At 51.6% G+C, this 11,509-nt stretch carries 9 protein-coding genes; 3 read left to right on the top strand and 6 right to left on the bottom strand.

What is annotated here, in order from left to right:
• Positions 1-4: 4 nt before the first annotated feature.
• From EIP93_RS11585 to EIP93_RS11560, 6 genes are all read right to left on the bottom strand, one after another.
• The gene (locus EIP93_RS11585) at positions 5-721 is read right to left on the bottom strand and encodes an SDR family NAD(P)-dependent oxidoreductase (protein WP_105879616.1); all 717 of its coding nucleotides are present in this window, start codon (positions 719-721) and stop codon (positions 5-7) included.
• Positions 718-1,197, bottom strand: coding sequence for a nuclear transport factor 2 family protein (locus EIP93_RS11580; RefSeq protein WP_044204443.1), 480 nt, complete (start codon positions 1,195-1,197; stop codon positions 718-720). Before EIP93_RS11580 ends, EIP93_RS11585 begins: the two co-directional genes overlap by 4 nt.
• Positions 1,198-1,453: 256 nt before the next feature.
• Positions 1,454-3,916 carry a putative virulence factor gene (locus EIP93_RS11575; RefSeq protein ID WP_109225202.1) on the bottom strand — a complete coding sequence of 821 codons (2,463 nt, stop codon included), beginning with the start codon at positions 3,914-3,916 and terminating at the stop codon, positions 1,454-1,456.
• Positions 3,913-6,900 (bottom strand): virulence factor SrfB, encoded by a 2,988-nt coding sequence (locus tag EIP93_RS11570; protein WP_103940308.1) that lies wholly within the window; start codon positions 6,898-6,900, stop codon positions 3,913-3,915. The genes EIP93_RS11575 and EIP93_RS11570 overlap by 4 nt, the downstream gene beginning before the upstream one ends.
• Positions 6,901-6,902: 2 nt before the next feature.
• Positions 6,903-8,297, bottom strand: a complete 1,395-nt coding sequence (locus EIP93_RS11565) for an SrfA family protein (protein ID WP_107332880.1) — start codon at positions 8,295-8,297, stop codon at positions 6,903-6,905.
• A 288-nt stretch (positions 8,298-8,585) separates the two neighbouring features.
• Entirely contained in the window at positions 8,586-9,275 is a 690-nt protein-coding gene (locus tag EIP93_RS11560; protein WP_103860671.1) for an expansin EXLX1 family cellulose-binding protein, read from the bottom strand.
• 308 nt (positions 9,276-9,583) lie between these two features.
• On the opposite strand from EIP93_RS11560, the gene EIP93_RS11555 reads away from it, so the two are divergent.
• From EIP93_RS11555 to EIP93_RS11545, 3 genes are all read left to right on the top strand, one after another.
• Positions 9,584-10,012, top strand: coding sequence for an OsmC family protein (locus EIP93_RS11555; RefSeq protein ID WP_010295994.1), 429 nt, complete (start codon positions 9,584-9,586; stop codon positions 10,010-10,012).
• Positions 10,013-10,338: 326 nt separating this feature from the next.
• Positions 10,339-10,725, top strand: coding sequence for a cytochrome b562 (locus EIP93_RS11550; RefSeq protein ID WP_226376081.1), 387 nt, complete (start codon positions 10,339-10,341; stop codon positions 10,723-10,725).
• A gap of 105 nt (positions 10,726-10,830) precedes the next feature.
• Positions 10,831-11,385 carry a TetR/AcrR family transcriptional regulator gene (locus EIP93_RS11545; protein ID WP_103860673.1) on the top strand — a complete coding sequence of 185 codons (555 nt, stop codon included), beginning with the start codon at positions 10,831-10,833 and terminating at the stop codon, positions 11,383-11,385.
• The last annotated feature ends 124 nt before the right edge of the window (positions 11,386-11,509 follow it).

Genomic DNA, 11,509 nt, shown 5'->3' with positions numbered 1-11,509 from the left:
CGTTTTACCTTACTAACCGGCTGGCGAGCAGACGTTGCCATGACTGTGGGAGCACTGAAATCGCGTTGAGCAACAGCGCAAAGCGCAGAGGAAAAGCGATCTCACGTTTTTTCTTTGCCAGACCACGGCGAATAGTTGCTGAGGCTTGTGATACGGAAATTAGCATCGGCATCGGGAAGTCATTACGTGCGGTCAACGGGGTATCGACAAAACCGGGTAAGATCAGGGACACGGTGATATTGCGAGCCTGCAAATCCAGCGACAGACTGCGGGCGAAGTAGGCCAGCGCTGCCTTTGACGCGCCATAGGCTTCCGCTCTTGGCAGCGCAACGAGGCTGGCGGTCGAACCAACCAGCGCCAGATGGCTACCGTTGGCAAGCTGTGGCAATAACACCGACAGGCAATTCACCGGGCCGATCACGTTGGTTGTCAGCACCCGACTGACTTTTTCCGCTTCAACGATGCCGTTATCCAGATACTCACAGGTTCCCGCACTGAGAATCACCAGATCGACCGTGACGCCGTCCAACGCCTGCTGTGTATCTGCCAGATTCGTCATATCAAATGCTATCGTGCGAATGGTTGGGAAGGCGGCAGTTAATGCGTTAAGCCGTTGTTCATCGCGCCCGCAGGCGAGGACGTCCCAGCCGTCTCTGGCATAATCCAGCGCCAATTGCTGGCCGATTCCAGAACTCGCCCCAGTAATCAATACGCGTTTCATGTCTGAAGTCTCGACTTCAGGTGGCTGATGAGCGAGCCAAGCAGGGGAACATGCTGATAAAGCATTGCGCCCATGTCGTAATAATCACGGTGATAGATAACTTTGTTGTCGGCGAAGAGCAGGTGGCTACAGCCAGCTAATGTCAGCGGCGCGTTGCGCTTTAACGACGGATGCGCATAGTGCATCGTCCAGAACATTGTCGCACCGCCGCGGAAGGTATGGATATCGGCGATCTCGAACTGACAGTAGCTCAGATTATCGAGTGAATGAGAAAAGTAGCGATGCAAAGCACTCAACCCATGATGGCTGGAAACGGGGTCGATGAAGTGAATATCCTGATGATAGATATCACTCAGCTCCGTTAATCTCTCGGCTGTCAGCTCTCGATAAAATGCCCTTATTTTCAGCAGAATAGGCTCATATTCATCATTCTCTACCGAGATGTCGTCTTCCTCACGCGCTTTTTCTATCGTCATAACCACTCCTGTTAAGGTCACCCACTCCCACGTGGTGGAAATGGCTAACAGATAGAGGAACATCAACGCTTATTAATTGAAAGATATCAACTTAGGTATAGATTGAATCCACCGTTCGTCAAATAAGATTTTGAGGAATGGGTAAGGGTGAGAAGTACATACGGAGGGATGGTATTGCAGAAAAAAGAAAACATGGCGCAAAATGTAGTGACAATGTCACGCCATGTTTCCTGAATTGACAGCGGTAGACTGAATATTATTTCTCAGCAGGCTTAATTAACGTCAGAATCGTGCCTAGCTGTTCACGCTGTTCCGCACTGACTTCTCGTGCAGCGGAATAGCCCGCATTCTGAATAATCATCTCATTCAGACCCACCAGCCAGTCATAGATATAAAACGCCGTATTGTTGGTCGGCGTCAGCGACAGCTTGGTTAAGCGCTGTGAAGCACCAAAGCTGACCGCCTGTTTTTCGGGTTTAGCGAAAATTTTATGACCGCGATTGATACGGCTGGCAGGGCGCAGGGATTCATCAAGCTGCTGGAAACCGAGCCAGGCAACGAAGTCACCGAGAATAGTCAGCACGCGTGAAACCTGACGGTCTGCCTTATTCTCGCGGTTGATGCCCAACTGCTCGCCGTCGACCAACATATCGACCAGCGCCTCTTCGATCCGTAAGCGGATACTGCCGGTAATCAATTCTTCAACCAGCATTTCGATCGTCGCTTTCGGCACGTTCAGCAAATCGAGAAGCGGGGCATTTTCCGGCAGGCCACGCAAATAGTTAATCCAATAACGATAAACACCGTGTGCGTAGTCCGCCTCATAGCTGTGGTCGACCGTCAAAATCGGCGGAGCAGGTTGATCGATAGCGATCGGTTCATCGGCAAACAGATCGATTTCGATCCCGACACCAAACGGATCGCTATGAGCGGACGGGGCGGAGAGGTCTTCGGCATCAGCGTGGAAACCGCCATAGCTTGCCCCTTTCTGCTGCAGATACAGACGGCGCAGCTCATCACGCGAAGGCAGCAGCCGTTCCAGCAGTTCACCGTGTACACCGGTTCGGGTCTGGAGCGATTTGAGCAAGGTCTCTGCGATGCGCTGTTTTTCTGCCGGATCGTCAACATCAACGGGCAGATACCAGTTACCCAGCAGGTTATCGCTGAGTTCACGTTGGAGTTCGCTAAGCTGTTCGCTGATGCGCCCCAGTTTTACATCCCGGTGAACTTCCGCGCCCAGCCACGTTGCCATCCGCGCTACGCCGCGTTTATCCATCGCCAGCATCGTTCCCCATGCATCGCCCGGATTACCCACATAGCGTTGTACCGCGGCATCATAGTTTTGCCCGTGCGTAATACGACGATCGTGGCGGGTGACCGCCCAAATCAGCCCCGGTTTACGGTGGCTACGAACCTGTGCATTTTCACCTTGAGTCTGTTTAACCCAGTGATCCAGCGCTTTGCCAACCACTTTAACGTCGGCGCGATTGCCTGCGGCGCTGCATACCATCAGTACGTTCATTTCCTGATTATCGGTATAGCGCTCCAGCAGATAGGCGCGTTTCGCACGCAATAGCGTGTGTGCCAGTGGATGCTGTGTGCTTTGCTGTTTTGCTGGTGGCTCGTTCCGCGTCTCGCGGATCTCACCAAAACCGGGGAAGTCCAGCACATCGACCTGCTCGAACAGCGCTTCTTTAGGCGGCAAATGCAGCGGGATAAGCAACTCCGCCGTCAGCATCGTTAACTCAGCCAGCGAAAGCTCCGTCGTTTTCCCCGCGCGGCCATTCTGAACCGGTCGCACCAGCACGCCGGGATCGTCAGCACTGTGCAAGCGTTCCAGCGCCGAACCGTCGATCAGACCGTCTGCCGGATTTAACTCATCATCCACCAGTATCCGCAGCGGTGCTAACAGCTTGCGCGTACCGGCCAGATGTTGCAGCGTGTGGCTGAAATGACGATAGGCGGTGGTCAGCGAATTCAGCTCGCCCCACAGTACGGAGAAGAGCTGGGCGCGATCGTCAACGGTGAGATAAGGCGCTAATTCAATCGCAACCGGCCAGAAGTGGGCTTCCAGCTGTTTTTGCCGTTTGACATCATGACGCGCGAGATAGTCCCAAAGTTCGACGACTTCATCGCGGTTCATCCCTTCAACGGGTTCTGGCTGACGGTGCATCAACAGGGTTTTAATGTGTTCGGCAATATGGCGCTCGTCCAGCTCTTCAAACGTGGTCTCTTGATTGAGATCGTTTAAAAACGCGTTGGCCATGATCTTGCCGATATCCAACTCGCTGAGCAGTTGCAGCTGAACGGGGAACGATTTGTTCTTCACGCCCGACTGTCGGCTAAACCGCGTAACGAGCGCGGTTGCCCGGTCGGACGGATTAATATGATCGATAAAATCCAGCTGTTGCCCCTCAAACGATGTTTCCAGCTTGCCGTTTTCGCCGCCCGCCAGCGATGTGATCAGGTAGGACTTTCCCGCCTGAGACAGGCCAAAAAAGCCGATGGCAATGTCTTTCTGCGCCACGTCGGACAGGTGCTGTGCTTTATTGTGATTACGGCGCAGTTTGACGATCAGACGGTCAGCTTCGATATCCAGACGCGGGGCGTTCTGGCGTGTGCTGTCAACCCAGTCGATGGCCTGTTCAACACCTTGCGTGACGTCCTGTAGCTGGCCGTGAAGTCGGGTAGAGAGCTGTTTGGGCGTTAATCGTTTCATTTTTTAAATACACTCCCACTATCGATCCAATAATGGGTCGCACCTGAGCCGTTAGCGGATAATGTGTTCAATTTTAGTCGTAAATGATGTGGTGGAACGCGCGTGCCGTCTTCCAGCACAGCATCGGCAATCTCAAAGCGCTCGGGGCTGTCTTGATCGTCGCTTTTCGTCACGGCCAACCGGACGCGCAGCTTACTGTCGCCGACGACCTTACGCGCTAAATCCTGATCGACGATTGAGAGCATATAGAGCGAAGACGCAGGCCAGCGTTCGTTGTCCAACTGGCGGAAGCCGAGGCAGAGTGAACCACGCACCTGGAAACTGAGTTTCGGATCAAGCTCGAAATCCGGCGCATCCAGATCGATATCGCTGTAGTAAACGTTATCCAGCGTCAGCGCGTTGCTGCTGTCCATCATGCCGAGGTAGCGCACCGTAGAATAAGGTTGGAAATCACCAACCTTAAAGTAAAAGCCCGGCAGGCGCAGATCGAGCGCCAGCAGGCACAGCATCGCGCCGACGGCAGCGGTGGATTTCGGGTTATCAATGCGCCCACGTTTGTTAAACGGATACCAGTCATTGGTGTGATAGCCATCCAGCGATAGCATCCGGTTAATCGGCAGCGGTTGCAGGTGGCGGAACAGCGCCTGAATCCCTGGGAAGCGCGAAGGGCGACCCGTCAGCAGCAGCACATCGCACGAATACAGCGACACCACTTCAGACATCAGGCGCAGATTCTGCGTGATGTTCATCTTGTTAGACAGGAATTCGCCGTGCAGCTTGCTCAGTTTAAGAATCAGCGGCACCTGCAAAATATCGAAGACCTTGTCGCTGACTGGCAGCTCGCGCTGCACTTCCGTATTGATGTATTCCAGCACTTTTTCCGTTGGTGCCTGTTCCAGCAATTCGCCGAAGGTCGATTCGATCTCGGCGCTGGTGTCCAGCGGGTCAAAGCGCTCATAGGCTTCCAGAATCGCGCGACCAATCGGGATGAAGACCTGCAACGTTACCTGTTGACGCAGCGTGAGCTGCGCGTCCATACGGCCTTCATTGCCAAACAGTTTCGCCATTAGCGCATCTGGGCTGGCCATTCCGGCGGTTTTTAGCGCAGTCTGTAGCGCGGGGAGGATATAAAGCTGAATCACATCCAGCAAGATATCGTCGCCCGCGACCTTAAAGCCTTCACGGAACAGCAGGCGCGGAATAATTTTAACGTTGTTGCCGACGCCGTCATCGAGCAGATATTGCGTAATGGCGAGGTCGGTGGTGCCGCCGCCGATGTCGATTGAGGCAATACGCAGCGTTTTACCTGCGGGTTCACCTTCATCGAGTTCTTTATCGGGGCGCGCCATGCTGGCGAAGAAATCTTCCGCACGGCCACCAAAGTTCACCTGCGCTTCGTTATACAGATAAACCATCTGTCCGCATGTGGCTTCATCCCATTCGATTTGCACGTCAGGCACCGGAACTCGGCTCTGCTGCTTGTCGGCTGGCGTGGTGAAATCCTCATCCATCGGGTGCCAGTCCATCGCTTTCCAGACCAGCGCGATCGCTTCATGCATGCGGCGGCGGAAAATTTCACGCTCGGGTTTCGGCATCGCGGAAGGCAACGTCAGAATGATATTTCGTAATTGGCGCGGTGCGCTGCTGTGGATCATCTTCAACCGCTGAGCGGCGCTGTTCATCTGCATCAGCGCTTGGGCCAGCAGTTCGGAGAGCATGAATGTCATGATCGAACTGCGGCTGTAATGCGGTGAAAACACCGGTAAGCGCTCTTCCAACGGCTGGTTATAGAGCGGCTGGCCTTCATCATTCAGCATGATGGTCAACGGCATGGCTGTCGCTAACGGTTCAGTCTGCGAATGGGCGTCGGTCTGGCTGAAACGCCAGCCAGGTGCATAGCTTTCTTCATCCCACAGATAGCGGCGCGGGCTGGAAATACCGCTCGATCCTTCCGTTCCCTGACGCAGCAGCGCCATGTGGCTGGCTTCGCGTCCGACGCGGGTGATTGACGGCCAGATGAACGCGTCATCACGACCGCTTTCCACGGAGAAGTTGTCTTTACCGAATTTTGCCTGCGAGAACTCAACGCGGCTCTCAAACAGTTCGTTGTACAGATAATGTGGCTCACTCAGATCGCGCAACTGCAGTTCATAGGTCTGCTTCAGGCCGTTGCTTTCGTCCGCATGGTCCTCAACCAGAATGCCGCAGGTGTGCGAGTTACCGACATCCAAAATCAGGTCAACGTTGACTGCGGGTTCCTGCAACGTGCTGGTATTGATGCGAATTTCTGGTATTTCGAGTTGGTTACCCAGCATATCCAACACATTCAGGTAATGTGCCTGATACTCAAAGCCTCTGAGCGCCACTTTCACATCATGGCTGTCACGGTTTTCCTGTTTTTTGACCTGTTGGGCAAAAACTTCGCGCAGCCAACCGTCGACCCAGGTTTCGTCAAGGAATTCACCCAGCTCATCGCTGTGGTAAGCCAGTGCGAAGTTCCCGCCAGTTTTGATGTCATTGGCATTAGGTGCCAGCGACTCGAATTCGTGGCCTTCTGGGTAGGTTTTGGTATCGAATGCCAGACAAATGCGGTGCGTATTGCCGTCCTGATCGGGCTTATCCAATGCAAGAATCTGCATCCGCGCCCAGTTATCTGGCCCGCCCATGAAGGTGCGCGGCGGATTAAAGCGGAAGAAGGGTAACGGCAGCCAGATGTTCTCCAGCAGCTTCAGCGATTGCTCAAGCGAAACGCTTAACTCAGGCTTCACGACTTCAGGCGGCATACCCGTTGCAGAAGGCAGCAGGAACTTATCCGACTGTTCATCGTACAGCAGGTGCAGCAGGGGGCCGTTAGCACTTTTACGTACATAGCGGTTAGGTTGTTCAGCCGAAAATTGCGGCTTTAAAGCAAAATCCAGAAACTGAATTCCGCTGTCCTGAATCAACGTAATGCGTTGTTTATAATCGGTAATCGTCGCCAGCATGATTATTTACTCTCGCGCTTTATCGTCATCGGGAAAACAGTGTCTTCGTCATAACGACCAATACACTCCGCAGCGGTGCCAGACGCGCCTTGCTTACAGACCAGTTCAGGCATTTGGAAACGAGAATTATCAGAGCAGCGGGCACCGGAACGACTGTTGATGATCAGATTGCCGGAACTCATTAATCCTGCCTCAATATTGGCGCGACACGTGACACCGTCACCATGAGTGATGCGCGCGGTACCTTTTCCATTTTGAATCTGGTAACGCAGGCTAGGCGGTCTGCCAGTAATCGGGGCTTTGCTATCAACGATGACGCGCCAGTTGCCGTTCAGGAACTTGATGGAGCCAATTTTCACCGCGTCGGCTGGCATGACTAAATCATCTTTGCCTGCAGGAATCGCTGGCACTTGCTCCACAACGGGCTCAACTGCCGGTGCAGCAGGTTCTTTCGGTTCCGTGACCGCAGGCGCTTCCGGTTTGGCCGCATCTGCTACAGGTACCGTAGCGATTGGTGGCTCAGCGGCTTTCACGACTTCTTTTTCTGCGGCAGGTGGAACAGGTGTGCTTTCTTGCGGTGGCGCAGATTCAGCCGGAGTAGAAGAAGGCAGGGCACGTTTTTCTGGCTTGACCGTCGCGGCTAAATCGGATGTTGGCTTGTCGTCTTGTCCTGACACGCAGCCACGTATTTGCAGTGACAAAATCGCTAATAGTGCGGCGGCAGGTAATAGCCACCACAGGCGGAAGAACGGCGAGCGAGCAGGCACTGCCGCAGCGGCGACAGGCGCAGGCGTTGGTTCGGATGCGCTGACAGGCTGTGGTTCGGGTTCTGGCTCGGGAACGGGTTCAACCAGCGGTAATGTTGGGGCGCTTGCTGCGGGGGTGGGTGCAACAAAAAGCGGTTCCGTTTCCTTGATGAGCGGTCGCAGGCAGTCCAATGCATCAAGACGGGATTTCTTATCGAGATTGACGAAGCCCCAGAACGTTAAGACCGGTTTACCATCAACCAGATAGACGTGGTTCGCTCCAGGGAACTGTATCGCTTTTGCCAGCAGGACACCGAAAAGTTTCTGCCCGGCTTTTTCTGCATTTTGCGCACGTTGGCTGATGTCGGCAACAGCAGCTTGATAAGTTTCCAGTAACGCCAGCGCCTTTTCTCGTTCTTCTTCGCTTGCGGCAATCCAGGAGGTGACTTTACCGTCAACCGGCGAATACCAGTCAATGCGGTCGCCATGCTCGTTGGGTTGGGGAATCGCCAGGCAATCGGCAATCTGCTGCTGTTTTCTGAGACGTAACGTTTCGCGCAATTGAAGTGCTGATGCGTAAACTGGCTGCCCGTTCTCACCCAGCGCCAGAAAATCATCCAAACTTCCACTACGTAAAAATAATTTTGCCACGCAAAAGAGACCTTTTGTAATGATGCCTAAAGCAGAAAATAGAGTGTAATCTGCGACAGGGTATACTGTAGTGCGAATGATGGCGAATCAAACGCTTAAAGAAGTGATAAAACTAACAAATATTTGAGCAATAGAAAAAGTGGGAAATGAGAAGTGTACGCACGTGCAGCAGATGACGTCCAGATAATATGATGAAAACACTGATAAAAATGATGCCTTCTCTTTCAGGCGTGATTTACAGAAACGAGGGATGCTGAGCGATGTCAGCCTCCCTCAAGGCAGTGAGAATTAAAGCTGGACGTTACCCGTGATCAGGTAAGCGGATGAGGTGCTTTGTGACATCGGCGGCAGTGTATCACTTAGAACATTGCCTTTTACGTCGGTAAATTCAATGGGAATATCGTTCATTCCAACGTGCTCAACAATAAAGTGGTTATAATCGGTTTTCTGTGCAGCAATCCATTGGTTATTGCGCATATATTTCATTTCAATAACGGGATATTTTACGTTCCTGAATTGCACCGCAGCCCAATAAGGATTTGAACCTTCCTTTATACGATAAATAACGTTGCCCTTTACCGGCGCTTCGATTAGCGTCCAGTCGATATTAATTTTCCCATCTCGCAGATCGCCTATTTTCTCAAAAGCGTTAAACGATAAATCCAGCGCACAATCACCACCTTCAGGATAGAGGTCGGTGACATACACCACCGTACTGCCTTTTGGTCCATTCACTTTCAGGTAGGCCCCAGCCAGCGACGCCTTCACGCCGCGATAATCCAGCTGGTTTCGGTTTAACGCCGTGATCTCCATGTTCTGCGGGATCGGATCCAGTAAAAGGGCACCGCCCTGATAGCCAGAACCCGTCGCAGTGGCGTAGCCGTAACAGATGTCGTCCAGTTCCCACTGGGCGTGGGCGGTGTTAATCAGAGGAATAACGCATAATGCAGACAAGGCTAATGAGGTTATTTTATTCATGTTTCACATCCAATATGATTCAAGATTAATAACATAGGTGAGTGGTAAAATAAAAAACCAAAACGGAAATCCATTTTTTGGCCTATTGATAATAGGGGTTTTGTATAAATAGGTAAATCGGTTTTATCTTAAAATAGTAAAGCATTGAATATATCACTGGGTTTATTTCTATAGAGTGAAATAATTATATGCGTGAATAATCGATTTGGATTTATTCAGAATGTGTTCTACGGTTTAAAGGGTGACAACATTATTTCGCGCATTCAACTTGAAGTATGACGGGTATATAACGATGAAGAGGAGACAGCATGACCATTCATAAGAAAGGACAAGCGCATTGGGAAGGGGATATCAAACAGGGAAAAGGCACCGTCTCAACGGAAAGCGGTGCACTGCAACAGCAACCTTACGGCTTCAATACCCGTTTTGAGGGCAAACCCGGCACGAATCCGGAAGAACTCATTGGCGCAGCGCATGCGGCCTGTTTCTCTATGGCGCTCTCGCTGATGTTAGGCGAAGAAGGGCATAAACCTGAGTCGATCGATACCACGGCGGATGTGGCGCTGGATAAAGTCGATGGCGGGTTCGCCATCACCAAAATCGCGCTGCACAGCACGGTGAAACTGCCGGGTATTGATGAAGCTACGTTCGATAGCATCATCCAAAAAGCGAAAGCGGGCTGCCCCGTGTCAAAAGTGCTCAAGGCCGAGATTACGCTGGCCTATCAGTTGAATTAAGGACAGCAGTTGAATTAAGGACAAGCCGCTGAACTAAGGCTGTTCCACGCTTTACCGATAAAACTGATGTTGATAAAAAGGCTTACCGGCGTCGTGCTGGTAAGCTTTTTTTACATTTATACAATTAAAAACAACGAAACGATTAAAAATAATTTAACATCTTTACGATAATAACCATAAAATTAGCATAGTCATTGCTGCATGATGCGGGCTATGGCGTAGGACGCAATATAACAAGAGCAATATTGGGCTGGCCGGTTTGTGGTGGTCAGATTCTCTGAGTATGTCGTGCTGTGGAACACAAGCGAGAGTTCAAGATGAATAAAATGACCAAGATCTGTTTTTCTGTGCTGTTGGCTGGTAGTTTGCTGACCCCTGTTTTGGCAAATGCCACCACGTCGGAAGATATGCGCGGTATGCAGAAAAGTTATACCGCCGCCACTAAAGCGGATGATGCCGCTGCGCTGAAAACCGCGCTGAGCACATTCCGTGAGCACGTTGAGCATGCTAAAACGCAGGTGCCGCCTGATTTTGCCAAACAGCCTGCCGATGGCCCAGACAGAAAAGCCTATGTGGAAGGTCTAGATAAGATTTTGCAAAAAGTGGACAGCGCACAGGCTCTGGCGGATGCCGGTAAACTGAGCGAAGCCAAAGCGGTGTTAGCTGAAATCAATACTTTGAAAGGCGAATATCACAGTAAATTGAGAGGCTAAGTCGCTTTTCGTTTACCATAAGCCGCCAGTGGGATCGCACTCACTGGCGGCTTTTTTTATTATAAATGTTACGACAGTCAGGATTGCCAGCCAAGGGGAAACAAGATGATGTCACCATCACACGATGCAACGCATGATGGCAAAGATACACAAAGCAGAATTCTTGAGGCCGCGCTGGAAGTCATACTGGATCACGGCGTGAGAGGGGCAACCTACCGAAAAATAGCGCAGCAGGCTGGATTGTCGCCGGGGACGCTAACCTATCGCTACAGCAGTATTGAATTGCTGTTGAGCAGCGCGTTCATCTATATGGTCGATGGGATCTCACACGCATTCCGTGTTCGCCTCAAGCAGGCAAAGGATATCGACAGCGCGCGCGAAGCGGTAGTTGACCTGATCTGTGGAGACATCTGGGCAACGCCGCGTCACCTTACATTAAGTTTTGAACTGTACGCGCTGGCATCGCGGAAAGAAGAGTATCGGCTGATATTGCAGGAGTGGATGACGCGCAGCAGAACATCGCTTCACCTCCATTTCAGTATCGCAACCGCGTGCTCATTGGATGCGATGATTGAAGGATATACGATTCATAACTATCTCAATAATGAAGCCGTCAGCCGAGAAGATATTCTCAATACGGTAATCAAACTGACCTCTTGATTCTGCCTGACACGATCGTGTCAGCCATCTCCCATTAAAAAAGAACGTAGTGAAACAGGTGCAAAGTGGTGCATATTCGTGCGATAGTTATTCGTACATATGTACGAATTGGTTTAAATAAAGA

Source organism: Pectobacterium versatile (assembly GCF_003932035.1).
GTDB lineage: Bacteria > Pseudomonadota > Gammaproteobacteria > Enterobacterales > Enterobacteriaceae > Pectobacterium > Pectobacterium versatile.
Note: the sequence above shows the minus strand (reverse complement) of the source record. Positions and strands in the feature narration are given on the sequence as shown.

Bases quoted from the DNA above. Each gene is read 5' to 3' on its own strand.
- EIP93_RS11585 (WP_105879616.1), bottom strand. From the start codon at position 721: ATGAAACGCGTATTGATTACTGGGGCGAGTTCTGGAATCGGCCAGCAA.
- EIP93_RS11580 (WP_044204443.1), bottom strand. From the start codon at position 1,197: ATGACGATAGAAAAAGCGCGTGAGGAAGACGACATCTCGGTAGAGAAT.
- EIP93_RS11575 (WP_109225202.1), bottom strand. From the start codon at position 3,916: ATGAAACGATTAACGCCCAAACAGCTCTCTACCCGACTTCACGGCCAG.
- EIP93_RS11570 (WP_103940308.1), bottom strand. From the start codon at position 6,900: ATGCTGGCGACGATTACCGATTATAAACAACGCATTACGTTGATTCAG.
- EIP93_RS11560 (WP_103860671.1), bottom strand. From the start codon at position 9,275: ATGAATAAAATAACCTCATTAGCCTTGTCTGCATTATGCGTTATTCCT.
- EIP93_RS11555 (WP_010295994.1), top strand. From the start codon at position 9,584: ATGACCATTCATAAGAAAGGACAAGCGCATTGGGAAGGGGATATCAAA.
- EIP93_RS11550 (WP_226376081.1), top strand. From the start codon at position 10,339: ATGACCAAGATCTGTTTTTCTGTGCTGTTGGCTGGTAGTTTGCTGACC.
- EIP93_RS11545 (WP_103860673.1), top strand. From the start codon at position 10,831: ATGATGTCACCATCACACGATGCAACGCATGATGGCAAAGATACACAA.